Source organism: Pseudomonas sp. ACN5 (assembly GCF_002303975.1).
Taxonomy (GTDB): domain Bacteria; phylum Pseudomonadota; class Gammaproteobacteria; order Pseudomonadales; family Pseudomonadaceae; genus Aquipseudomonas; species Aquipseudomonas laurylsulfatiphila.
This window is the reverse complement of sequence record NZ_MRCP01000010.1, coordinates 112,019-136,264: the sequence shown is the minus strand read 5'-3', so window position 1 is coordinate 136,264 and position 24,246 is coordinate 112,019. Positions and strand designations below refer to the sequence as shown.

At 60.2% G+C, this 24,246-nt stretch carries 18 protein-coding genes; 6 read left to right on the top strand and 12 right to left on the bottom strand.

Features of this window, described 5'->3' with window-relative positions:
* Positions 1–131: 131 nt before the first annotated feature.
* Complete coding sequence (locus tag BSF40_RS19485) at positions 132–1,316, bottom strand: thiolase family protein (protein ID WP_095966334.1); 1,185 nt, start codon at positions 1,314–1,316, stop codon at positions 132–134.
* 102 nt (positions 1,317–1,418) lie between these two features.
* A complete protein-coding gene (gene pap, locus BSF40_RS19480; RefSeq protein WP_095966333.1) occupies positions 1,419–2,942 on the bottom strand; it encodes a polyphosphate:AMP phosphotransferase in 1,524 nt (507 codons plus the stop codon).
* A gap of 185 nt (positions 2,943–3,127) precedes the next feature.
* Between pap and mnmC the strand changes: the two genes are divergently transcribed.
* From mnmC to BSF40_RS19455, 5 genes are all read left to right on the top strand, one after another.
* A complete protein-coding gene (gene mnmC / locus BSF40_RS19475) occupies positions 3,128–5,107 on the top strand; it encodes a bifunctional tRNA (5-methylaminomethyl-2-thiouridine)(34)-methyltransferase MnmD/FAD-dependent 5-carboxymethylaminomethyl-2-thiouridine(34) oxidoreductase MnmC (RefSeq protein ID WP_095966332.1) in 1,980 nt (659 codons plus the stop codon).
* A 170-nt stretch (positions 5,108–5,277) separates the two neighbouring features.
* Positions 5,278–7,050 carry an N-acetylglutaminylglutamine amidotransferase gene (locus tag BSF40_RS19470; RefSeq protein ID WP_095966331.1) on the top strand — a complete coding sequence of 591 codons (1,773 nt, stop codon included), beginning with the start codon at positions 5,278–5,280 and terminating at the stop codon, positions 7,048–7,050.
* Positions 7,051–7,053: 3 nt separating this feature from the next.
* Entirely contained in the window at positions 7,054–8,802 is a 1,749-nt protein-coding gene (ngg, locus tag BSF40_RS19465; RefSeq protein WP_095966330.1) for an N-acetylglutaminylglutamine synthetase, read from the top strand.
* 156 nt (positions 8,803–8,958) lie between these two features.
* Positions 8,959–10,149, top strand: a complete 1,191-nt coding sequence (locus BSF40_RS19460) for an osmoprotectant NAGGN system M42 family peptidase (protein ID WP_095966329.1) — start codon at positions 8,959–8,961, stop codon at positions 10,147–10,149.
* Positions 10,150–10,350: 201 nt separating this feature from the next.
* Positions 10,351–10,578 (top strand): YheU family protein, encoded by a 228-nt coding sequence (locus BSF40_RS19455; protein WP_003199186.1) that lies wholly within the window; start codon positions 10,351–10,353, stop codon positions 10,576–10,578.
* A 4-nt stretch (positions 10,579–10,582) separates the two neighbouring features.
* Here the strand turns inward: BSF40_RS19455 and csrA are convergent, their stop codons facing one another.
* The 3 genes from csrA to BSF40_RS19440 all read right to left on the bottom strand — a co-directional run bounded on the left by csrA (position 10,583) and on the right by BSF40_RS19440 (position 12,135).
* A complete protein-coding gene (csrA, locus tag BSF40_RS19450) occupies positions 10,583–10,768 on the bottom strand; it encodes a carbon storage regulator CsrA (protein ID WP_015093958.1) in 186 nt (61 codons plus the stop codon).
* Between the two features lie 154 nt (positions 10,769–10,922).
* Positions 10,923–11,255: a YnfA family protein gene (locus BSF40_RS19445; protein ID WP_008004345.1), complete on the bottom strand. Its 333-nt coding sequence runs from the start codon at positions 11,253–11,255 to the stop codon at positions 10,923–10,925.
* Positions 11,256–11,319: 64 nt separating this feature from the next.
* Entirely contained in the window at positions 11,320–12,135 is an 816-nt protein-coding gene (locus BSF40_RS19440; RefSeq protein ID WP_095966328.1) for an SDR family oxidoreductase, read from the bottom strand.
* Positions 12,136–12,419: 284 nt separating this feature from the next.
* On the opposite strand from BSF40_RS19440, the gene BSF40_RS19435 reads away from it, so the two are divergent.
* Positions 12,420–12,572: a DUF3309 family protein gene (locus BSF40_RS19435; protein ID WP_018606531.1), complete on the top strand. Its 153-nt coding sequence runs from the start codon at positions 12,420–12,422 to the stop codon at positions 12,570–12,572.
* 72 nt (positions 12,573–12,644) lie between these two features.
* Here BSF40_RS19435 and BSF40_RS19430 read toward each other — a convergent pair whose 3' ends face one another.
* The 7 genes from BSF40_RS19430 to BSF40_RS19400 form a co-directional block, all read right to left on the bottom strand.
* Positions 12,645–14,009, bottom strand: coding sequence for a DUF1552 domain-containing protein (locus tag BSF40_RS19430; protein WP_095966327.1), 1,365 nt, complete (start codon positions 14,007–14,009; stop codon positions 12,645–12,647).
* Positions 14,010–14,011: 2 nt separating this feature from the next.
* Complete coding sequence (locus BSF40_RS19425) at positions 14,012–18,133, bottom strand: DUF1592 domain-containing protein (protein WP_095966326.1); 4,122 nt, start codon at positions 18,131–18,133, stop codon at positions 14,012–14,014.
* A 447-nt stretch (positions 18,134–18,580) separates the two neighbouring features.
* Positions 18,581–20,674: an LTA synthase family protein gene (locus tag BSF40_RS19420; RefSeq protein ID WP_095966325.1), complete on the bottom strand. Its 2,094-nt coding sequence runs from the start codon at positions 20,672–20,674 to the stop codon at positions 18,581–18,583.
* 337 nt (positions 20,675–21,011) lie between these two features.
* A complete protein-coding gene (locus BSF40_RS19415; RefSeq protein ID WP_095966324.1) occupies positions 21,012–21,617 on the bottom strand; it encodes an START domain-containing protein in 606 nt (201 codons plus the stop codon).
* Positions 21,618–21,658: 41 nt separating this feature from the next.
* Complete coding sequence (locus tag BSF40_RS19410) at positions 21,659–21,913, bottom strand: YkgJ family cysteine cluster protein (RefSeq protein WP_095966323.1); 255 nt, start codon at positions 21,911–21,913, stop codon at positions 21,659–21,661.
* Positions 21,914–22,079: 166 nt separating this feature from the next.
* On the bottom strand, positions 22,080–22,562 hold the full coding sequence (locus BSF40_RS19405) for a translation initiation factor 2 (protein ID WP_095966322.1): 483 nt from the start codon (positions 22,560–22,562) through the stop codon (positions 22,080–22,082).
* An 80-nt stretch (positions 22,563–22,642) separates the two neighbouring features.
* Positions 22,643–24,082 carry a PLP-dependent aminotransferase family protein gene (locus BSF40_RS19400; protein WP_007973699.1) on the bottom strand — a complete coding sequence of 480 codons (1,440 nt, stop codon included), beginning with the start codon at positions 24,080–24,082 and terminating at the stop codon, positions 22,643–22,645.
* Positions 24,083–24,246 lie beyond the last annotated feature (164 nt).

The window sequence follows — 24,246 nt, the reverse complement described above, 5'->3', positions numbered from 1 at the left end:
CGCAATGTGAAAGACCGCGGAGCCTGCATTCGCGAGCAAGCCCGCTCCCACATTGAACGGTGTACGCGGTCAAATGTGGGAGCGGGCTTGCTCGCGAAAGCTATCTGGCAGACAACGCAAAAAACCGGGGTTTACCTCACCGCTTCAAACAACCCCGTAGCCCCCATCCCCCCACCCACGCACATGGTGACGATGCCGTACCGCAGATTGCGCCGCTGCAACTCACGCACAAGATGCCCGACCTGACGCGAACCGGTCATGCCGAACGGGTGGCCGATGGAAATCGAGCCGCCGTTGACGTTGTACCGGGCGTTGTCGATTTCCAGGCGATTACGGCTATAGAGGCACTGCGAAGCGAACGCCTCGTTGAGTTCCCACAGATCGATATCGGCAACTTGCAAGCCTTTGGCCTTGAGCAGTTTCGGCACCGAAAACACCGGGCCGATGCCCATCTCGTCCGGCGCGCAACCGGCCACGGTAAAACCACGGAAGAACGCTTTCGGCTTGAGCCCCAGTTCCAGTGCCTTTTCCAGGCTCATCACCAGGGTCATGGACGCGCCGTCCGACAGTTGCGACGAGTTGCCGGCCGTGACCGAGCCATCTTCGGCGAACACCGGTTTCAAGCCGGCCAGGCTTTCCAGGGTGGTGTCGGGGCGGTTGCAGTCATCGCGGTCGACGATGCCGTCGAGGATCTGTACCTGGCCGGTCGCCTTGTCTTCGACGCGGTACTTCACCGCCATCGGCACGATTTCATCAGTGAACAGCCCGGCGGCCTGAGCCTCTGCGGTGCGCTGCTGGCTTTGCAGCGCGTACAGGTCCTGCTCTTCACGACTGACGTTGTACCGACGTGCGACGATTTCAGCCGTCTGGCCCATCGGGAAGTAGATACCCGGTACCTGCTCCTTGAGCAGCGGGTTGATCAGGTTGTCGGTGTTGACGCTTTTCATGGTCAGGCTGATGGACTCGACGCCACCGGCGACGATGATGTCGCTGCAACCCGAAGCGATCTGGTTGGCGGCGATGGCGATCGCCTGCAAGCCCGAGGAACAGAAGCGGTTGAGGGTCATGCCGGCCGTACCGATGCCCAGGCGCGACAGCACCGCGACATTGCGCCCGATATTGAAACCCTGGGCGCCTTCGTTGGAACCGGCGCCAACGATGCAGTCCTCGACGCTTGCCGGATCGATACCGGTGCGCGCCAACAGGGCATCGACGCAGTGTGCCGCCATGTCGTCCGGGCGGGTCATGTTGAATTTGCCGCGAAAGGATTTGGCCAGGCCGGTCCGCACGCTGTCGACGATCACCACTTCACGCATGGCATACCTCATTGTTGTTGTCGGTTGAGAGTGGACCGAGCATAAGTCCAGCCCTTCACCGACCGCGACAATCATTCACCCCGCGTATGCGTAACCATCGCCTCAATCCTTGTCCTTCTGCTTCTTGCGCTCATGCCGGTCGGCTTTTTCGAAAGCCTCCTCCAGCGCCCGATTGATGGTGCGCAAGACTTTGACTCGCGCCCAGCGCTTGTCGTTGGCCTCCACCAGGGTCCATGGCGCAATCTCGGTGCTGGTACGGTCAACCATGTCGCCGACCGCTGCGCGATAGTCATCCCATTTTTCACGGTTGCGCCAGTCATCTTCAGTGATCTTGAAGCGCTTGAAGGAAATCTTTTCGCGTTCCTCAAAACGCTCCAGTTGCGTCTGTTTGTCGATGGACAGCCAGAACTTGACCACGATCACACCGGCGTCGGTGAGTTGTTCCTCGAAGTCGTTGATTTCACCGTAGGCACGCAGCCAGTCTGCCGGGCTGCAAAACCCTTCGATGCGTTCCACCAACACCCGGCCATACCAGGAGCGGTCGAACACGGTGAACTTGCCCCGGGCCGGGAGGTGCCGCCAGAAGCGCCACAGATAGGGTTGCGCCCGCTCCTCTTCAGTGGGGGCGGCAATCGGCACGATGCTGTATTGGCGCGGATCGAGCGCCGCCGCCACCCGGCGGATCGCCCCGCCCTTGCCTGCCGCGTCGTTGCCCTCGAACACCGTCACCAGCGCATGGCGACGCATGCGTTTGTCACGCATCAACCCGGAAAAACGCGCCTGCTCGGTGATCAGCTGTTCTTCGTAATCCTCCTTGTCCAGGTGCAGGCTCAGGTCCAGGCTGTCGAGCAGGTTCACTTGATCGACACTGGGGAACACTGGCGCGGCACTGACCTTTTCCGGATGGATCGTCGGCCGTTGCAATGCGCCCTGCAGGCCCGCCAGCAGTATCCGCCCCACGGCCAGACTGCGATAATGGGCATCCGCCCCGGCGATCACATGCCAGGGTGCATAGACGCGACTGGTACGGCGCAGCACCCGCTCGCCATACTTCACGAACCTGTCATAGGTTTCCGATTGCTGCCAGTCCAGCGGGCTGATGCGCCAGCTGTGCAGCGGGTCGTCGGCCAACGCCTTGAGCCGCGCCTTCATCTGCTTCTTGGAAAGGTGAAACCAGAACTTGAAGATCAGCGCACCTTCATCGCAGAGCATCTTTTCCAGGCGCTCGGCGCCATTGATCGCCTGGTCCAGCCGCGGATCCTTGAACTCGCCATGGACCCGCCCCTGCAGCATCTGGCTGTACCAGTTGCCGAAGAAAATCCCCATGCGTCCCTTGGCCGGGAGCATCCGCCAGTAGCGCCAGGCCGGTGGCCGCGCCAGTTCTTCGTCAGTTTGCTGATCAAAGGTACGGACCTCGATCAGGCGCGGGTCCATCCACTCGTTGAGCAACTTGATCGTCTCGCCCTTGCCGGCACCTTCGATGCCATTGATCAAAATGATCACCGGAAAGCGGCGTTGCTGCTGCAATTCGAACTGCGCTTCGAGCAACGCCTCGCGCAGGGCCGGTTCTTCGGCGTCGTAGGTTTCTTTGTCGATGGCGTGATCGATTTCGGCGGATTCGAACATGGATGGCTCCCTTCCAGATGTGAGCAAGACTAGCGGAAGTTGATGTCGAGCGATGCCGCCTGGATCAAAAGATCGCGGCCTTCGGCAGCTCCTACATAGATCGGCGTAATCCTGTAGGAGCTGCCGAAGGCTGCGATCCTTTAGCGATCGGCTAGAATGGCGACCTTGCCGTTGCCGAGCCTGCCATGAAACCTGTATTGCCCCACGCCCAGCTCGACTGGGACGACCAAGGTCGCCCGTATTCGCGAGTGTTCGATGATGTGTATTTCTCCGACAAATCGGGGCTGGACGAAACCCGCTACGTGTTCATCGAACAGAACCGTTTGGCGGAACGCTTTGCGGCCTTGCCCGAGGGCGGGCGGCTGGTCATCGGTGAAACGGGGTTCGGCACCGGGCTGAATTTCCTGTGCGCCTGGCAGGTGTTCGAGCAACACGCCGTGGCCGGTGCGCGACTGCATTTTGTCAGCGTCGAAAAGTACCCGTTGAGCCCGGCCGACTTGCAACGTGCCCTGGCACTGTGGCCGGAACTCAAGGTGTTTGCCGATCAACTGCTTGAGCAATACGTAGCCATCCATCAGGGCTTTCAGCGCCTGACGCTGGACCACGGCCGCATCACCCTGACCCTGCTGATCGGCGACGCGCTGGAGCAACTGCCCCAACTCGACGCCCGGGTCGACGCCTGGTTCCTCGACGGTTTCGCTCCGGCGAAAAACCCGGACATGTGGACCGCCGAACTGTTTGCCGAACTGGCGCGCCTGGCTGCGCCCGGTGCCTCCATCAGCACCTTCACCAGCACCGGTTGGGTGCGGCGCCTGCTCAACGCCGCCGGTTTCAAGATGAAACGCACCCCGGGCATCGGCCACAAATGGGAAATCCTGCGCGGCGAGTTCCTCGGCTGGCCCCACGACGTACCCGCCCCGGCGCCCGACAAACCCTGGTTTGCCCGACCTGCACCGCCGAGCGGCGAGCGCCAGGCACTGGTGATCGGTGCCGGGCTGGCCGGTTGTGCCAGCGCCGCCAGCCTGGCCGCGCGGGGCTGGCAAGTGACGTTGCTGGAGCGTCACGACGACATCGCCCGCGAAGCTTCGGGCAATCCGCAGGGCGTGCTCTACCTGAAGTTATCAGCGCATGGCACGGCGCTGTCGCAATTGATCGTCAGCGGATTCGGCTACACCCGGCGACTGCTCGAACACTTGCAACGGGGCCGCGACTGGGACGATTGCGGCGTGTTGCAACTGGCCTTCGATACCAAGGAAGCCGAACGCCAGGCGCAATTGGCGGCGGCGTTTGCGCCGGACCTGTTGCACCTGCTGGATCAATCCAAGGCCCAGGCCGTGGCCGGGATCGGGCTGGCACAAGGGGGCCTGTTCTATCCGCAAGGCGGCTGGGTCCACCCACCGGCGCTGTGCCAGTGGCAGGCCAGGCATCCGCAGGTTCGACTGCTCACGCATTGTGATGCGCTGGAACTGCGCAAAGTCGAGGATCAGTGGCAAGCCTGGAACGGCGAGCAATTGCTTGCCAGCGCCCCCGTGGTGGTCCTCGCCGGTGCCGCGGACATCCAGCGTTTCCCCGAGAGTGCCGGGTTGCCGCTCAAACGCATTCGCGGGCAAATCACCCGCCTGGTGCAAACGCCGCAAAGCCAGGCCCTGAGCACCGTGGTGTGCGCCGAAGGCTATGTCGCTCCCGCACGCTTGGGCGAACACACCCTGGGGGCCAGTTTCGATTTCAACAGCGATGACATGACGCCGACCACGGCTGAACACCTGGGCAACCTGGCCATGCTCGACGAGATTTCCCACGATCTGGTCGAGCGCCTGGAGATTGACCGCCTCGACCCCGAGAGCCTCCAGGGGCGCGCCGCGTTTCGCTGTACCAGCCCCGACTACCTGCCAATCGTTGGCCCCTTGGCCGACACCCAGGCCTTCGCTCAGGCCTATGCCGCGCTGGGCAAGGACGCCCGGCAGGTGCCGGACGTCGAATGCCCGTGGCTCGACGGTTTGTACATCAACAGTGGCCACGGCTCGCGCGGCCTGATCACCGCACCGCTGTCCGGAGAACTGCTGGCCGCCTGGCTGGACAACGAGCCCCTGCCCTTGCCCAGGAGCGTGGCCGAAGCCTGTCATCCCAACCGGTTTGCGTTACGTCGCCTGATCCGGGGCAAATAGCCGATTCCGCCGTCGGGAGCGCCCGCACAGCGGCTCTCGGCCCGGGTTTCGCCCTCTTATAACTCATCGATATAAAACTCCCCTTGCCGAGGCGGGTCAGTTTCTGAGTACCCGCCATTTTGGCGCGGTATCGATTGACCCTCCCCAACGGAAAAACCGGTAAGGAATTTATGTGCGGATTAGCTGGCGAGTTACGTTTTGATCATCAACCTGCAGACCTTGCAGCCGTTGAACGAATCACCCATCACCTGGCCCCTCGCGGCCCCGACGCCTGGGGATTTCATAGCCAGGGGCCGGTTGCCCTGGGCCATCGGCGCCTGAAAATCATGGACCTGTCGGACGGCTCGGCGCAGCCGATGATCGACCCGCAATTGGGCCTGTCCCTGGCCTTCAACGGCGCTATCTACAATTTTCCGGAACTGCGCGCCGAGCTTGAAAGCCTGGGTTACTCCTTCTATTCCGGTGGCGACACTGAAGTCCTGCTCAAGGGCTATCACGCCTGGGGCGAAGCCTTGCTGCCGAAACTCAACGGTATGTTTGCCTTTGCCGTTTGGGAGCGCGATGCCCAACGCCTGTTCATCGCCCGCGACCGTCTTGGCGTAAAACCCTTGTACCTGTCGCGCACCGGCCAGCGCTTGCGCTTTGCCTCAGCACTGCCGGCATTGCTCAAGGGCGGCGACATCAATCCGCTCCTCGATCCGGTGGCGCTCAATCACTACCTGAATTTCCACGCCGTGGTCCCCGCACCGCGCACGTTGCTGGCGGGCATCGAAAAACTGCCGCCAGCGACCTGGATGCGCATCGAAGCCGATGGTCGCACCGAGCAGAAAACCTGGTGGACCCTGGCCTACGGCCCCCACGACGACGAGAAGAACCTGACCCTCGAAGACTGGCGCGACCGGGTGCTCGACAGCACCCGCGAAGCCGTCGCGATTCGTCAGCGTGCGGCGGTCGATGTTGGCGTGCTGCTGTCCGGTGGTGTCGACTCGAGTTTGCTGGTGGGCCTGTTGCGGGAAGTCGGCGTGGACAATCTGTCGACCTTCTCCATCGGTTTCCAGGATGCCGGCGGCGAGCGCGGTGACGAGTTCCAGTACTCCGACCTGATCGCCCGGCACTACGGCACGCACCATCACCAATTGCGCATCGATGAAAAAGAGATCATCGAACAACTGCCCGCCGCGTTCCGCGCCATGAGCGAACCGATGGTCAGTCATGACTGCATCGCGTTCTACCTGTTGTCCCGCGAAGTGGCCAAACACTGCAAGGTCGTCCAGAGCGGCCAGGGCGCCGACGAACTGTTCGCCGGCTACCACTGGTACCCGCAAGTGGACGGTGCGAGCGATCCCTATGCCGCGTACCGCGACGCGTTTTTCGACCGCAGCTACGACGACTACGCGGCGACCGTGCAGCCCAAATGGCTGACCGCCAATGACGCCGCCGGTGACTTCGTCAAAGCCCATTTCGCCCAGCCCGGTGCCGATGCGGCAGTGGACAAGGCCTTGCGTCTGGACAGTACGGTGATGCTGGTGGACGACCCGGTCAAACGCGTCGACAACATGACCATGGCCTGGGGCCTGGAAGCGCGCACGCCGTTTCTCGACTACCGCCTGGTGGAGCTGTCGGCCCGGATTCCGGGGCGTTTCAAACTGCCGGACGGCGGCAAGCAAGTCTTGAAAGAAACCGCGCGCCTAGTGATTCCCAGTGAAGTGATCGACCGCAAGAAAGGTTACTTCCCGGTGCCGGGCCTCAAGCATTTGCAGGGCGATACGCTGGAGTGGGTGCGTGAGTTGCTGCTCGATCCGAGCCAGGATCGCGGCCTGCTCAACCCGGCAATGCTCGACCGTCTGCTGACCGATCCCCAGGGACAGTTGACGCCGTTGCGCGGCTCCAAGCTGTGGCAACTGGCGGCCCTCAACCTGTGGCTCAGCGAACAAGGAATCTGACCGATGAAACCTCACGCCACGGCTTTCAGCCAACGCCTGTTGCGCGGCCAGTCGCCTTCCTACGAACGTTTGCAGGCACGCCTGGCCGAGGATGGCAGTGAACTCGGCGCCGCACCGATTGCGGTGCATTGCGGTTGGGGCCGCTTGTTGATCGGCCACACCTTTGCCGATGCGGCGAGCCTGGCCGCGGAGTTGCTCAACGAGCAGCCCGGCGAACGGGACATCGCGCTGTACGTCGCCGCGCCCCAGCAGGTGCTGGGGCTGGAGCCGGCGCAGCTGTTCCTCGACCCATCCGATACCTTGCGCCTGTGGTTCAGCGACTACCGCCAGGCGACCCGGGTGTTTCGTGGATTTCGCATTCGACGCGCGCAGAGCGACGCCGACTGGCAGGCCATCAACCAGCTGTACCAGGCGCGCGGCATGCTGCCGATCGATGCCACCCTGCTCACTGCGCGCCACCTGGGCGGCCCGGTGTACTGGCTGGCGGAAGACGATGACAGCGGCGCGGTCATCGGCAGCGTCATGGGCCTCAATCATGCTAAAGCCTTCAACGATCCGGAACACGGCAGCAGTCTCTGGTGCCTGGCGGTCGACCCGCATTGTGCGCGGCCGGGCGTCGGCGAAGTGCTGGTGCGGCATCTGATCGAACACTTCATGAGTCGCGGTCTCGCTTACCTCGACCTGTCCGTGCTGCACGACAACCGCCAGGCGAAAAGCCTGTACGCCAAGCTCGGCTTTCGCAACCTGTCGACCTTCGCCATCAAGCGCAAGAACGGTATCAACCAGTCGCTGTTTCTCGGGCCGGGCCCCGAAGCCGCCTTTAATCCGTACGCCCGGATCATCGTCGAAGAAGCACACCGTCGCGGCATCGATGTGCAAGTCGATGACGCCGATGCCGGAATGTTCACCCTCAGCCATGGCGGGCGCCGGGTACGCTGCCGCGAATCACTGAGTGACCTGACCAGCGCCATCAGCATGACCCTGTGCCAGGACAAGAGCCTGACCCACAAGGTGCTCAAGGCTGCCGGGCTGAACCTGCCCGTGCAGCAACTAGCGGGCAATGCCGATGACAATCTGGCGTTCCTGGATGAGCACCGGCGCGTGGTGGTCAAACCGCTGGACGGCGAACAGGGCCAAGGCGTGGCGGTCGACCTGCAGACCATCGAAGAGGTGCAGCACGCCATCGAGGCGGCCCGCCAGTTTGATAGTCGCGTGCTGCTGGAAAGCTTCCACCAAGGCCTCGACCTGCGAATCCTGGTGATCGGTTTTGAAGTGGTCGCGGCCGCGATTCGCCGGCCGGCCGAAGTGATCGGCGATGGCCAGCACTCCATCGGCCAGTTGATCGAAGCCCAGAGCCGGCGCCGACAAGCGGCCACGGGTGGCGAAAGCAAGATCCCGCTGGACGCGGAAACCCTTCGCACCTTGCAGGCGGCCGGATACGACTACGGCAGCATTCTGCCGGCCGGCGAGCATCTGTTCGTACGGCGTACGGCGAATCTTCATACCGGCGGCATTCTCGAGGACGTCACGGCGATCCTGCACCCGACGCTGCTGGACGCGGCTGTACGGGCCGCCCGGGCGCTGGACATTCCTGTGGTCGGCCTCGACCTGATGGTGTCCGCCGCTGACCAGCCAGACTACGTGTTTATCGAAGCCAACGAACGGGCCGGGCTGGCCAACCACGAACCGCAGCCGACGGCGGAGCGGTTTGTCGATTTGTTGTTTCCGCACAGCCAGCCGGTGGTTTCTTAGTGATGTGTTGTCTGGACCGGCCCCTTCGCGAGCAAGCCCGCTCCCACAGGGGAATGCAATTAAATGTGGGAGCGGGCTTGCTCGCGAAGACGGACTGACAAACAACACAAATCCCTCATCGAAACCATCGATGCGCTCAACTCATCAGGAGTTTCCATGACCAGCAAAATCCCCGAACCGGACCTCGGCTACCTGCAAAAAGTCCTGCTGGAAATGCTCGCCATTCCCAGCCCCACCGGGTTCACCGACACCATCGTGCGCTACGTCGCCGAGCGCCTTGAAGAACTGGGCATTCCCTTCGAGCTGACCCGTCGCGGCACCATCCGCGCCACGTTCAAGGGCAAGAAGAACAGCCCCGACCGCGCCGTTTCCGCCCACCTGGACACCATCGGCGCGGCGGTGCGTGCGGTGAAGGACAACGGCCGCCTGACCCTCGCGCCGGTCGGTTGCTGGTCCAGCCGCTTTGCCGAAGGCAGCCGGGTCAGCCTGTTTACCGACAACGGCGTGATCCGTGGCAGCGTCTTGCCGTTGATGGCGTCCGGGCACGCGTTCAATACCGCCGTGGATGAAATGCCGATCAGTTGGGATCACATCGAATTGCGCCTGGACGCCTACTGCGCCACCCGCGCCGACTGTGAATCGCTGGGCATCAGCGTCGGCGATTTCGTCGCCTTCGACCCGTTGCCGGAGTTCACCGAAAGCGGCCATATCAGCGCCCGCCACCTCGATGACAAGGCTGGAGTGGCCGCACTGCTGGCGGCCCTCAAAGCCATCGTCGACAGTGGCGAAGAACTGATGATCGACTGCCATCCGCTGTTCACCATCACCGAGGAAACCGGCAGCGGCGCCGCGGCGGCGCTGCCCTGGGACGTCAGTGAATTCGTCGGCATCGACATCGCTCCGGTCGCGCCAGGCCAGCACTCCAGCGAGCATGCGGTAAGCATCGCGATGCAGGACTCCGGCGGGCCGTATGACTATCACCTATCGCGTCACCTCCTGCGCCTGGCCAGCGACAACGACCTGCCGGCACGCCGCGACCTGTTCCGCTACTACTTCAGCGACGCGCATTCGGCGGTCACCGCCGGCCACGACATTCGCACGGCCCTGCTGGCCTTCGGCTGCGACGCCACCCACGGTTACGAACGCACCCACATCGACAGCCTCGCCGCCCTGAGCCGCCTGCTCGGTGCCTACATCCTCAGCCCGCCGGTGTTTGCCAGCGATGCGCAACCGGCCAAGGGCTCACTGGACCGGTTCAGCCATCAGCTCGAACATGACACGCAGATGGAAAGCGATACGCGGGTGCCGTCGGTGGACAGCCTGGTGGGGCAGCGGTCGGAGAGTTAAGTCAGACTCTTCATTGCCTGACAGATCGCCTTCGCGAGCAAGCCCGCTCCCACAGTGACCGAGTTACTTCCATGAAAATGCGGTCGAATGTGGGAGCGGGCTTGCTCGCGAAGGCGTCAGACCAGACAACACATCAGCCCCAGGCTAGCCGCAACAGCCCAATCGCCGTAGCATCGCGCCATTGATCCGACCGAGGTGCCTATGCTGATCCCCCACGACCAACTTGAAGTCGACACCCTCACCCGCCTGATCGAGGATTTCGTGACCCGCGACGGCACCGACAATGGTGACGACACGCCGCTGGAAACCCGCGTTCTGCGCGTGCGCCAGGCGCTGACCAAGGGCCAGGCACTGATTGTCTTCGACCCGGAAAGCGAGCAATGCCAACTGATGCTCAAGCATGACGTGCCCAAGCACCTGTTTGACTGAAGCTTCAGCGTTCCTTGGTTTTCGCCAGTTTGTTCTGAATGCGTTCATAGATTTCGGCGCGGTGCACATTGACGTCCTGAGGCGCCTCGACGCCAAAGCGAACGTGGTTTCCGTTGATCGCGAGAACGCGCACGCAAATGTTGTCACCGATGGAAATGGTTTCGCCCACAACGCGACTGAGTACGAGCATAAGGAGTGTCCTTCAGGGATTACTGGCCCCTGAAGATGCCCGGCCCGCCGTACGCCTACAATGCTCCGACAGCAAACCGGACCGGACTGACAGCCCCTGAACCACCCCGCTGACGGAAAAGTCCGACAAGCCGGGTGATTGTAGGGACGAGCTGTCAGGACGCGGAGAATCGCGGCCCGAACAGGATGATACTCGCGCCAATCACACACAACGCCACGCCGAGCCAGTCCGAACCCAGCGGACGAATCCGCTCGACCACGGCCAGCCAGCCAATCGAGGCAATGATGTAGATGCCACCGTAGGCAGCGTAGGCGCGGCCGGCGTAGGTGGCCTCGATACGGGTCAGTAGCAGGGCGAACAGGGTCAGGCTGAGGAGCGCCGGCACCACCCACCACATGCTTTTACCCTGGCGCAGCCACATCCAGAAGGCGAAGCAACCGGCAATTTCGAACAGCGCGGCGAGGAAAAACCACAGGTAATTGAGCATGCAAGCGTCTCGCAAGGATGGCCGATGGCGGCCACCCTAACCACAGCGTTGCCTGCGGGCAAGATCAGCTTGCGGATTGCCTGGCCTTGGCGCGCATTTTGTCGGCCATGACGGTCATTTCGTTGTAGAGCAATTGCGGGTTCTTCTGTTTGATCGCCCAGGCCATGCGGCCCTGTTCGTGGGGCAGGATCATGAACTCGCCGGCAGCGACCTGCTGGTAGATGTAGTCGGCGATGTCGGCGGCGCTGATCGGCGAGCTTTCCAGCAGCTTGCCGACCTGGGCCTTCATGGCCGGGGTCGGACCGCGGAAGGAGTCCAGCAGGTTGGTCTGGAAGAAGGATGGGCACACCACATGTACGCCGACTTCCTGATGCGCCAGCTCGATCAGCAGGCTTTCGGACAACGCCACCACACCCGCCTTGGCCACGTTGTAGTTACTCATCGCCGGGCCTTGCATCAGCGCGGCCATGGAGGCGATGTTGATGATCTTGCCTTTGCTTTGTTCCAGCAGCGGCAGGAAAGCCTTGCAGCCCTTGACCACGCCCATCAGGTTGATTGCTATCTGCCAGTCCCAGTCCTCCAGGGACAACTCACTGAAGAAGCCGCCAGAGGCCACACCCGCGTTATTGACGATGACATCGATGCCGCCGAGCTTGACCTCACAGGCCTGGGCAAACGCCGTCAGTTGGCTGTAGTCGCGCACGTCGCAGCGCTGGATAAAACCATCGCCACCGGCTTCACGGACCAACTTCAGGGTTTCCTGCAAACCGGGCTCGCTGACGTCCGACAAGGCCAGTTGCCAGCCTTCACGCGCCCAGCGCAACGCGATTTCGCGACCCAGGCCAGAGCCTGCACCAGTGATCATCATGCGATTTTGCATAGCAAACAGCCTTGTTGTTCTCGGAAGATGCATCGAGTGTAGCGAAGGAAGTTGCCCGACCCACGCTCCATCAGATTGCTGAATGGCCCGAGCAAACCGCGGGCGCGCCACAAGCAACTAAGGCAATCACAAAAGAAATAAGAACCTGTCCGAAATACTTCAAAAAAACTTGGAATTTTCCTGCAGTCGCATGAGTCGGAATTTTTAAGCAGCTCGAATTTACTTCATTCCCGCTGACCTGATTGGCACGGTCATTTCACTGCATTTTCGACAAGGAAAAAGACATGGGCACAATACTGATCATCATTCTGATCCTGTTACTGATCGGGGGTTTACCGGTCTTCCCGCACTCCAGAAGTTGGGGTTATGGCCCGTCCGGAATCATCGGCGTCGTATTGGTGGTGCTGTTGATCCTGCTCTTGCTCGGCAAGATATGAAAGTCTGACAAGCAGATAGAAACCAGCGAAAAAGACGATGCCAGTCCATCTGACTGGCATCGTTGTTCGGATTCACACGTTAGTGAATATCCCGCTGAGGGGATTGATATTGCCGCCGTAAGGCACGCGGGTTCCGGCTGCCTTGGCTACGGTTGCCCAGATACGCTGCATGTCGACGAAATGCTGGCCGATCACCGGGTTCCCCGCGTGGTGCTTTTGATCGGCTTGCGACGTAATGTTGAAGTACCGTCCCGAACCGTCCCCGCTTTTCAACAATCCGCTCGCCCCCCCCATTAACAACATCGGCATATCGATCATGTGTTCAGGGGATCCATCGGCCATCTCGCTGGTGAGTACGACGAGTGTATGTTGGAGCAGATTGTCGCTGGGCACGTGCGGGTCCTGGTACCGGGCCAGTTCATCCATAAACAGTTTGACCTGCCGAACGTACCATTGCCGCGTTCCCTTCCAGAGTTCTTGCCCGGAGCGACGGTGAGCACAATCGTGGGGATTTCTCTCGGGACTGACATCAACGATATTGAGCGACTCCGCCGAGCGCCCGATCTGAAGGGTGGCGACCCGGGTTATCCCGCAACCCAAGGCGGTGGCCACCACTTTGTGGTGATCCGCCTGAATGCGGGTGCGGTGCGCCGCCGATCTGTAATCCAGAGGCTCGAGTGTCACCGGCTCACATGCCCCCACGGGCGGCCGTGTTTCCTCCAGGTCCTTGATGACCTGCTCCACCGAGTCGAGATGGGTATCAAGCTTTTGCCGCTCTGCGGTAGAAAGCCTGGCTCTGAGTTCCCGGATATCCACCAGGGATGCCTCCAGCAGCGCACCGGCACCAGGCTGTAGTGCGCGCCGAGTCCGAGCGGGCGACTTGAACAATGATTCAGCCATCAGCATTGGGTCACGGTAGGGGGTACGAATCGAACGTCCCTGAAACGACACAAACCAGGGCGTTCCATCGATTCCGGCGTGGGGGCCGGCAAACAGACTTCGGTGGGACGGCTCAGTGCCCGGCAGCGCTTGCCCCAGCAACACGTCAATAGACGATTGACTCTTTTGACTATCACGCAATACCCAGTTCCAGCCATTATGACCCACGTTCCCCGGCCCCAGAATAATCCCGCGCAGGTACAACGACTGGTTGCGATAGGCGGCCAGCTCTGAACTGACTTCATTGAGCGTAAAGGCCGTGGTATCCATCCCCTGTGCAGTGGGGTGCCACAATCCGCGCCCATCACCAAAAGCACCGCCATTGTAGGAGTCCACCGCCAGTCCGTCGGGGACCACCACAAACACAACCTTCAACCTGGCTTGCTGTGTTTGCCCGGCCAAAGCCATGCGCGCCAAACCGAATTGAGTCAGAGGACCGTAGACACCTGCCGCAGCCATGCCCGCGAGAAAACGCCGACGACTTTTCAAAATGCCCATGATCAATTCCTCTCGGTTTTGTAGATGAACGCCTTGGAAGTCCCCAGGGTTCGCAACATTTCTGCCAGGGAGCCTGAAGTTTTCAAGCCATCGGCAATCGCCTTCACTGTCCCGGAGGTCGATTCATCCGATTTGTTGCCGAACACAAAGCGGAAGTAACTGTCGGCCATGCAGAACTGTGATGCCGGGTTACGCGAGACAATTCTTGCGACATCCCGGACATCATCGACCTGCTCGGTGCCGGCCAGACTGATGAACGGACCGGAGGCCTTGATCGGCAACATCTGCGGATACTGGTTATAGTTGTGGGCCTTTTCCTGAGTGCGATAACGACCAGCCGCGTCGTAATGCTCCATCGACGACCCTGTGTCATTCATGTATTGATGGCACTGCCAGCAGCGTCCACCTGAAGCTTGCTCGCCGTTGACCAGGTCCCAATGCTCACGGGTGGTAATGGCGCGAGGCGGATAAACCGGTTCTGTCGGATCGGCCTCCACCGGGGCACCGAACTCACGGCAGAACATCTGCTCACGAATCATGATTCCACGCTTGACCAATGAGGTCCTCACCAAGTCTGACGTGGCAGCTTGAGTCAGCCCCAGATGCAACAACCCTCCCCGTTTTTCGTCCACCATGACCTTTTGCATCGTGCTGCCCGTGACACCGCTGATGCCATAATGCGCGGCCAGGTCCTGATTCAAATAGGTGTAGCCGGGGTTGAACAACTCGTTCAGGGTGCCGGAACCCAGCAGCATGTTTTTGCTCAGCAGATACTGCTCCTGCGTCATGAGCTCAATCATGTGCCTGGTCAGTCCCGGTTTTTCCTGGACGCCTCGAACCGTTTTGACGTAATAGCTGACGAAGCGGTTGAACTGCTCGATGCCGCGATCGGTTTGCATCATTCGCTGAATTTCTGCGGCGATCTGTTGCGAGGTCTGCAGTTCGTTGCGCTGCGCCTTGGCCAGCAACTCAACATCCGGCGTCGTGCCCAGGAACCCGTAAGAGAGCGCAGTGGCTACCTCGAACGGTGTGAGCTGATACACCTTGCTTGCCGATGCTGACTCCACTCCCAACTCCGAGCGATAGAGAAAGTTCGGCGACATCATCAGAGCGGTGATTGCAGCCGGCGCCCCTTGCTCATCGAGGATTTTCTGGTAACGCAACCGCTCGGCGTCAGTGACAGGCCGTCGGAACAACTGATAGCCCAGGGAGGTGACCAGATCGGTGCCTGCCCGGGAGGTTGCCAGCGCGCTCAACCGCGATGGCGAAACCTTTTCTGCCACCGACAATGCCATGTCGTAAAACAGTTTGACGTCCTCTGCCTGCAGAACGCCCATGTTCGCTTCCCCAGGGTACTTGAAGTCTTTTTCGGACTTGTCGGCCGGCAGCTTCTCGGGATTGACTTCAACCCCCAGAATGTCCAGGACGGTGGCGGCATACTCATCTGGCGTCAGCAATCGCAACTGCCGCGCGCCATAGGATTCGCCCTGATCCAGGTAAGATTTCCAGACGACGTCGAACAAGTGATTACTGATTTCAGTCGCACAGGTGGTGTCGCAATGCCCTGAAACCGGCATGGTCTTGATTTGTGTGACCAACGCGTCCCGACCCGCCACGCTCCAGAGCAAGGCCTTACTCGCGTTATTGAAGTACTCGACCGCATGGCACTTGGTACAGGCCCCCGTCAGGACCGTTTCGCCCAGGTTCTCGACATGCTGGTAAGTGACGAGTGGCAGCTGCCGGTCCTGGCTGGACTCATCAATCACCACCGTCTCCAGTTCCGGCTGCGGTTTTTCCTTCGGATAAAACGGGTAGATAACCTTGTACTTGCCATAGTCGAGGAGCTGCGTCGTAGTCCCGCCCCATGGAATGTTTATGACCTGTGGCTCAGCATTACTCTGGTCCTCGTTAATCAGGCTGACGTGCCATTGGGCATCGGTGACAGAAGCGGGCCTGGTCGGTGCCTTGATCGTCACCTTGACCTCAAGCTTGATCGGCCGCTCGCGGTAACGCAGGTTGATCGTATGAGTCTTGCTGGTTTCCGATAGCGTTAACGCTGTGTTGCGCACTTCGGGAATCCAGTTTTTCACATCATTGAGGCGCAACTGATACTCACCATACGCCAACCCATTGAGAACCAGCGCGGACTCATTGTTTAACGCATTCCATGAAATTTGCACCAGTCGACTATTGCCGTCGGGGGCAATCAGATAACCACTGATCATTTCGTTTTCCAGGCCGGGAGGTGACAGCATTGGACGTAACGCCAACTGCGTCTGCGGCAACCCGGTCGCGTCATAGCGCACGCGATAGATGACCCCGGCGACGTCGTCGCTGATCAGCAGGCTGCCATCCGCCAGTTCAAGAAACTCGACGGGGCGCCCAATGCACGAGCTGTCCAGGCAATAGACATCAAATCGTTCCGGGTCCTGCACAAATCCATTGATCAGCGGGATCTGGTTGACCACGCGCGTACCGTCCTGGATGGTCAGCATTTGTATGTCCATGCCTGGACGGGCAGTGGAGCCCGCACCATGCACGGCAACCAGCAAACGCTGGGTCCTTTCAGTGGCCGGGTAACCTGACCAGAACTTGACCCCGAGCGGCGCCGTGTTGGTGCCCGACTCAAAAGCTGCCGGCACATAATCAGCGGGGTTGATCTGCTCGAGCGACTTGTCGGACACAATGGCACCGGGCACCAGCGGCGGCTGGATCACACCCGGGTTGAGGTACTCCTCCTGGGTGAATCCGGGCGTGTCCTTGCCAAACCGATAAGGCACGCCGAAATGCAACCCGGGGCTGCGGATAAAGTTGACCTCGTCAGGGTTGGGGAAGCCTTGGCGATTATTGTCACTGAACCATATTTTGCCGTCCTTGGGGTTCCAGTCGAAGCCGACAGAGTTACGCACCCCCGAGGCCAGAATCTCGGACGCCCCCGTTTCCGGGGAGTAGCGCAAGACCGTCCCATAGCGCTTGTCGGCAGGAATCATGCACAAGTTGCACGGAATGCCGACCGCTGTATAAAGCCACTTGTCTGATGGATCGAGTGGATTGAAGCGCAAGGGGTGCTTCATGTGCCAGATGCGAGTGTTGGAACCGGACGACAGAGGGGGCAAGGGAAACAGGTTGTCGTCTGCCGGAAAGCTGAAGACCCGTTCGGGTTTCGGGTCTTTGTAATGATCGTCCGCGTTACGCAAGCGATACAGACCACCCGTGGTCGAGTAATACAGATCACCGTCGCGATACGCCACGCCGTGAGGCTCCTCCAGACCACTGGCAATGACATGAATGCCCGTCGGTTTACCCGCCCCATCCAGTGGCAATGCGTAGATCATGTCGCCGATTTTTCCGCCATAGACGTACGAAGGGATTGCGCTGGAGCCGACATACAATACGTTCTTGCCCATGGCCATCTGCCTGGGTTGTACAAGCCCCTGGGCAAACAGCTCGATTTTCACCCCCGGCAAACCACTGAGCTTGCTCACATCCACCGGTGGGCGATACGTCACCGTCACGGCTTGCTCTGCCCCTTGCGCCTCCTTGAACGTGACAATGCGCGGCGTGTTCAGCGGGATGTATCCATCGGCGCTGTTCATCACCAGTTGGTAGTCGCAGGCTTTCAGATTATCGAGATGGATCGTTTCGCTGGCCTTCGCCCTGATCGAAATTTCTTCGGCCTTGCAGCGCAAGGTTCCGGTGACGATCTGATCAGCGCGAGCGACACCGGGCACCGCCGGTTTCAGGGGTGCTTTGCCGCTGAGGGTGGCAAAGCTCAGCGTCAGGCGATTGCCCTCGAAGCCACCGCATTCACCGAGGTCCTTCCATGCGTCTTTCCAGTGGTTGGTTGGAAGGAGCGGCTCATAGGCCGGTTGCCTGCACCATTGCCAACTACCGATACCAAGCGGTGCCTCGTCGTCTTTCCAGCATTCAAACTGTCGGCCGGCGTGCTGTACCTGTTGTCCTTGTTCATAGGGCGTGTTCTTCGCATAAGCGGGAGCGGTACAGGACTGAGGTGAGGGCGTGGACTCTGATGTTCTGGTGAACGCCACCCAAGCGATGACAGCGGCGAGCGCCACCAGACACGCGAGCCACAGCAAACGAAGCACACCGACAGACTTGTTCATGAAGCGAGCCTCACTCGTTAGACAAGTGCTTCAACCCACTGGACAAATCTGTTGATTCGATGTCCTGCGGCGAACCACCTGAACCGAAGCGGCAGGCCAGAAAAGCGCCAAAGCCACCCCCGGCGTTTCTATTGGAATGTCTTCCAGTGCGGTTCCACAGCATCACCAAGACATGGCACGAAAGCCAAAGAGACAGGAACAGACAGACACTCATCCTTGCGACACTGCCCGCTCTCAACGTCGCTGTTACAAACGTTGGATCAGGTACCCGAAGCACCTGTATGAAATCCCCAAACCCCAAGGGTGTCTACTGTCAGAGTTGACAGGTATTGCCCTTGGATGCGGTTCTTCGCCACCCGGCAAACATAAAAAAATCCGATGCCTGTGCAGGCATCGGATTCTGATTTTTTGTTGCCTGAAGTCAGGCAACAAGACCTGACTGAATACTTAGTCCGGCGTGCCGTCAACGACTCCTGCTGTGTTGTCCAGCAGGCTCTTGGTCGCTGTTTGCAGGAACGCTTCGAGCTTGAGTTTCAACTCGGCGGTACGCGGTGCGTCAGCAATGATTTCGGCGCGAGGCTTGGCACCCAATTCATACTGATACAGCTTCGGCGCCATGTCCTTGTCCTTCGGCAGGACCAGAATCTGGTCGGCGGTGAGGATGGCCGTGGTCTGCTCGCTGCCCGACGGCTTGATCACACCAATACCGGCATCGCCTTGCGGCAGGTCGAGCAGATCGCGTCCCCAGCACTGATGGCGCACTTCGCCACCGATGCGGCCCATGATGGTCGGCACGATGTCGATCTGGGTGCCCACGGTGTGGTCACGCTGGCCGAATTTTTCCTGGATGCCCGGCGCGATCATCAGCATCGGCACGTTGAAGCGCCCCAGGTCCATCTCGGTGATCTGCTGTTCGTTACCAAAACCGTGGTCACCGACGATGACAAACAGGGTTTCCTTGAAGTACGGCTCCTTGCGGGCCTTTTCAAAGAACTGGCCCAGTGCCCAGTCCGAGTAACGCATGGCGGTCAGGTGTTCGTTCAGGTTGCCACGATCGGTTACGCGCTCGACCGGCAATGGCGTCGGCAAGGCGTAAGGCGTGTGGTTGGACAGGGTTTGCAGCAAGGCATAGAAAGGCTTGCCGTTTTCCCGCGCCTTGAGCTCGACCAGGCCACGGTCGAACATGTCCTGGTCGGACACGCCCCAGGTCGGATCAGAGAACACCGGGTTCACAAAATCGTTACGACCGATGAAGTTGGTCATGCCCTGGTTGCTGAAGAAACCCGACTGGTTGTCCCAGGCGAAATCGCCGTTGTAGACATACACGTCGTCGAAGTCACGGGCACTGAGCAACTGCGGCAGACCCGACAGCTTGTGGCTGCCTTCCGGGGTCTGCATCAGGTATTCGAAGCCCGGCAGGTTCGGGAAGCAGGCCATGGTGGCGAACATGCCCTGGTGGGTATGGGTGCCGTTGGAGAAGAAGCGGTCGAACAGCAAGCCTTCCTTTGACAGTTTGTCGAGGTACGGCGTGATGTTGCCCGGCCCGCCCAGCACGCCCACCGAGTGACCGGCCATGCTTTCCATCAGGATCACAACGACGTTCTTGATCGGCAGGGTCTTGTCGGCCGGCGGGGTGTAATCGCGACGTACCGCTGCGGTGTCGGTATCCACCAGTTTATCGGCCGGTACCAACAGCATGTCACGCACCACTTGCTGGGCTTGTGGCTGAGGCAGGGTCGCCTTCCAGATATTGTCGCGATCCTCGGACATCCGGCTCTTGGCGGCGGCGACCAGAGAAAGCGTACCGTTGAGACCCAACTGGTTGGCGAAGTTGGAATCCGTGGTGTAGACATCACCCCAGCGCATCGGCGGGCCTTGACGCAAGGTGCCACGGGCCGCGACGACGCAGATCAGCAGGCAAACCACGAACACGCCAATGCGTGCATACCACGGCGCAACCTGGCGAGTGCCGATGCTGCCGCCACTGAACGGGCCACGAGGGCGGGTCGCACGGTCTGCGCCCTTGAACGCCAGGCTCAGGATCCAGGTGCCCACGGCCCATGCCAGCAGGTAGCGGACCACGGGAAAACCGTACCAGAGCATGCTCATCACGGTTTTCGGATCTTCCTTGACGTACTGGAAGACCAGGCCGTTGAGACGCTGGTGGAACTCACGATAGAAGTCCATCTCCATCAGGCCCAGGAACAGCGCAATGCTGGAGACGACTGTCAGCCAGAGACGGAACAGCCCGCGTGCGGCCATGGCCCGGACACTGAACAATGACAGCAGCAACGGAATACTGAGATAGACCACCAGACGCAGGTCGAAACGCAGACCGTTGGCGAATGCCTCAAGGAAGGTCGAAGCCGGTGTATCGAGGATCATCGAGCGGTTGTAAACCAGCAGCGCGACGCGCAGCAGGCTGAACATGACCATCATGACCAGGGCACACAACAGCGTGTAGGCCAAATGCGATTTGACGGTCGGTTGCAGCAGGCGACTAAAGGCTCGCTGCTGATTCAGGGCGTCCGGGATTGCCATGTCGTTTTAGGACCCATTGGAAGTTGAAGTTTCAAAAAATACAGCTGCGCCTGGCCCTCTTTTCGGCCCGTACAAGGCCCGGGGTTTGCGCGGTGCGCAAATGTTGCACGATCAACGGCTGTATTGCCATTGATTACTCCCCTCATCCCGACTGTTTCATCCTGCATTCAGGAATACGCTGCGTGTGGCGGGAGAGCCGGTGAATTGTCTTGGAGACCTGGTGAAAATTTCGTGCAACGCATATCCGGAAACAAATTAAAGCGCCCTGCCCGGCCAAAAACGCAAACGCCCCGAACCGGTCGGGGCGCTGCGAAGTCACCTTTAAAGCAGCACGCCGTTACTTCTCGGCGCGTTCCTTGAGGGCTTTCAAGGTATTGAACGGGGCATCCACCACGAACTTGTTGGCCACCATCGACGGCACGCTGCCACCCGGTTCAGTGTGCACCTGATAGGTCACTTCGACCTGGTCGCCCTTGGGTACGAACTTCCAGAAACCGTCGACCTTGGCGACCCGGACGAAGCCTTTTTCTTCAGGAAGGTATTTCGGTACGCCTTCGAGCTTGCGGGTCAGGCTGCCATCGGCACCTTCGGTGGTGGTGATGTGCAGCACCGAGTCACGCGCAGTCACCGGCCATGGGGTGTTGAACTGAGTGTAGGTCCAGCTCTGGTCACCTTCGTGCTTGAGCAACTTCTGGGTTTTGCATTCGTGAATCCAGGCGCAGGCTCCGGACACGTCATCCTGCAACGCGCGCAGCTTGGCCATGGTGGTTTTCATTAGCGTAACGCCCTGGTAGGCCTTGTAATCGGACCCGGCCACTTCACTCAGGGAGACCTTGATGCCGTCTTCGTTTTTCGCGATTTTCCAGTCTTCGGCCTGGGCCGTCGAGGTAACCAGCACAACCGTCAAACCACACAGCACAGCCATACGATGCAGCGAACCCATAGTCTTATTCCTTATTGTTGAAGTTCCGTTCGTTCGACACATCACGCCGCCGTCATTTGCTCCCACCAGCCAATCAGCCGGATGGCTTCTTCGCTGCTGCTTCCGCACACCTCGAGGTCGGCCTCGAAGGCAGAACACACCGCCGGCCGTTCCGGCTGGCCGAAAATATTGCACAGGTTATCGGCGGAAAGTTGCAGGCAACGCTGCCCCGCGGCCTTGCCGTTGGGCATACCGGGGATCGGTGAACTGATGGACGGGGCAATGCAACAAGCGCCACAGCCCTCACGGCATTTCATGACGACAAGCTCCTCGCGACGAGCAATGTGTAAAAGGACGGGGCACAGAGTACCCGCTAAAACAGTTGTTTTAAATTACCTGCGAGCGGGTTTTTCCACGTTAACGGGCATGACCGACCAGTCTCCGACAAAGCGTCTGTTCTGCGGCTCGCGGAACTTGCTGGCGTTACTGCTTGAACTCGAAATCCAGTGCCGCGCCTTCAACCTCACGGCGCTCTTCATTGCGCAGTTGCAGCTGCATTTCATTGCTGAGCAGGCGGCCGTTGAGCTGGAACGGGCTGCTGCCGCTTTTGTCACCGAACATCTGGGGCAGCAGCGGTTCGCGCTTGGACAACGGCACTGTTCCGACCGGCTTGAGTTCCTGAACCATATCCTTGGGCAAGCTCAGGTCCAGCTTGGCGGATGGAAGCTCGGTCTTTACCACTTCGCTGGCCGGTTTCGATTTGGAAGCAATGGGTGGGCGTTTTTTCGCGGGCGTCGCCGGTTTTTTGGCCGGCGAGGCTTTTTTTGCGGGTGCGGTTTCTATCGGTGCGACGTGGAAACTGCCGGTGGCCTGCTGATCCTGCTCGGTGGCGGCAACGACGGATACCGGCTGAATACTCGCAATCAGGCAGAGCAAAAGCCAGGCGGCAGGAAAAATCGGTTTCATGTATCCAACGGTGGGTGCAAACGGCAGAGGTGCCTATGCTCGCCTGTTGCAGCCCACAAGACAAGCGCAGTAGCAGACTATTACAAACCGCCAGCCATCTCCTGGCAGAGTTGGGTGGCCAGCATGCCCAGGGTCATTAACGCGCGCTCGGCTTCACGATTCCAGGGCGTGCCGCAATTGAGGCGAATGCAGTGATTGAATTGCTCGGTATTACTGAAGATCAGCCCGGGTGCAATACTGATGCCCTGCTGCAATGCCCGCACGTGCAACTCTTGGGTGTTGACCCGCCCCGGCAGACTGACCCACAGAATGAAGCCACCGGTAGGCCGGGTCATCTGCGTGCCTTCCGGGAAATACTGCTGCACGGCCAGCTGGAAGGCACTGAGGTTCTTGCGGTACTCCTGACGGATGAAGCGCAAATGCCGGTCGTACCCGCCATTTTCCAGGTAGGCGGCGATGCCCATCTGGGTCACGCTGCACGCTGAATGCGTGCTGAAGGTCTGCAAGCGCTGGATTTCCTGCTGATACTTGCCGGCAATCATCCAGCCGATCCGCACCCCCGGCGACAGGGTTTTCGAGAAGCTCGAGCAATAGATCACCCGGTCCAGCCGATCATAGGCCTTGAGGGACTTGGTGCGTCCCTGCTCGAACATCAGCTCACCGTAGATATCGTCTTCGACAATCTGGATATCGAAGTCCGACGCCAGGCGCAGCAGTTGTTTCTGCCGCTCTTCAGGCATGGTGCCGCCCAACGGGTTACTCAGCCGGGTGGTCAGCACCAACGCCTTGATCGACCACTGGTTGGCTGCCAATTGCAGGGCTTCCAGGCTCATGCCCGTGGCCGGATCGCTAGGGATCTCGATGACCTTGAGGCCCAACAGATCGGCCAGTTGCAGCAACCCGTAGTAGGTCGGCGACTCGGCTGCAATCAGATCGCCCGGGCGGGTCAGTACGCGCAAGGACATCTGCAGCGCATCGACGCAGCCGTGGGTGATCACCACTTCCGACGGATCGACCACCACGCCGGCATCGCGCATGCGGATCGCCACCTGCCGGCGCAACGGCTCGAAACCGGGACTGAACATGTAACTGAAAGCCCGCGGGCTATGGAAACGAGTGACTTTGGCCAATTGCTGATGCAGCGCCCGCACCGGCAAATAGTCGACACTCGGCACCGCCGCGCCCAACGGGAAGACACCTTCACGACGGGATTCGACCAGCACTTGTTGAATGATGCTGCTACGGGTGACCAGGCCGGGGCGCTCGACCCGGGCGATGTCCGGCGTCGGCGCCGTGAGTGCCGGCGTCTGGTGCACGTAGTAACCCGACTGCGGCCGGGCACGGATCAGCCCCTGATCTTCGAGATTGGCATACGCCTGCAACACCGTCGCATGACTGACATTGAGCTGCGAGCTCATCTTGCGCACCGAAGGCACGCGCTCTCCCGGCTGATAGACCCCTCGGCGGATGTCTTCGGCCAGTTGTTGAGCAATACGTTGATAGAGCAAAAGATTGGTCATGACGCAGCACTCGATTTCACGGGCATTTTATTCTTGTGTAAAACAATACCGGAACAGTTTAGAAGTGTACGGGGACAGTTACCACAATAGTCGACCGTACAGTGCAGTGTCAGCAAAATCTGTACTGTTTTGTGCGGTAATCGGCAGGCAAAAAAAACCCGGCG

Coding starts and splice junctions, on each gene's coding strand:
- BSF40_RS19485 (WP_095966334.1), bottom strand. CDS start 1,316: ATGCGTGAAGTGGTGATCGTCGACAGCGTGCGGACCGGCCTGGCCAAA.
- pap (WP_095966333.1), bottom strand. CDS start 2,942: ATGTTCGAATCCGCCGAAATCGATCACGCCATCGACAAAGAAACCTAC.
- mnmC (WP_095966332.1), top strand. CDS start 3,128: ATGAAACCTGTATTGCCCCACGCCCAGCTCGACTGGGACGACCAAGGT.
- BSF40_RS19470 (WP_095966331.1), top strand. CDS start 5,278: ATGTGCGGATTAGCTGGCGAGTTACGTTTTGATCATCAACCTGCAGAC.
- ngg (WP_095966330.1), top strand. CDS start 7,054: ATGAAACCTCACGCCACGGCTTTCAGCCAACGCCTGTTGCGCGGCCAG.
- BSF40_RS19460 (WP_095966329.1), top strand. CDS start 8,959: ATGACCAGCAAAATCCCCGAACCGGACCTCGGCTACCTGCAAAAAGTC.
- BSF40_RS19455 (WP_003199186.1), top strand. CDS start 10,351: ATGCTGATCCCCCACGACCAACTTGAAGTCGACACCCTCACCCGCCTG.
- csrA (WP_015093958.1), bottom strand. CDS start 10,768: ATGCTCGTACTCAGTCGCGTTGTGGGCGAAACCATTTCCATCGGTGAC.
- BSF40_RS19445 (WP_008004345.1), bottom strand. CDS start 11,255: ATGCTCAATTACCTGTGGTTTTTCCTCGCCGCGCTGTTCGAAATTGCC.
- BSF40_RS19440 (WP_095966328.1), bottom strand. CDS start 12,135: ATGCAAAATCGCATGATGATCACTGGTGCAGGCTCTGGCCTGGGTCGC.
- BSF40_RS19435 (WP_018606531.1), top strand. CDS start 12,420: ATGGGCACAATACTGATCATCATTCTGATCCTGTTACTGATCGGGGGT.
- BSF40_RS19430 (WP_095966327.1), bottom strand. CDS start 14,009: ATGGGCATTTTGAAAAGTCGTCGGCGTTTTCTCGCGGGCATGGCTGCG.
- BSF40_RS19425 (WP_095966326.1), bottom strand. CDS start 18,133: ATGAACAAGTCTGTCGGTGTGCTTCGTTTGCTGTGGCTCGCGTGTCTG.
- BSF40_RS19420 (WP_095966325.1), bottom strand. CDS start 20,674: ATGGCAATCCCGGACGCCCTGAATCAGCAGCGAGCCTTTAGTCGCCTG.
- BSF40_RS19415 (WP_095966324.1), bottom strand. CDS start 21,617: ATGGGTTCGCTGCATCGTATGGCTGTGCTGTGTGGTTTGACGGTTGTG.
- BSF40_RS19410 (WP_095966323.1), bottom strand. CDS start 21,913: ATGAAATGCCGTGAGGGCTGTGGCGCTTGTTGCATTGCCCCGTCCATC.
- BSF40_RS19405 (WP_095966322.1), bottom strand. CDS start 22,562: ATGAAACCGATTTTTCCTGCCGCCTGGCTTTTGCTCTGCCTGATTGCG.
- BSF40_RS19400 (WP_007973699.1), bottom strand. CDS start 24,082: ATGACCAATCTTTTGCTCTATCAACGTATTGCTCAACAACTGGCCGAA.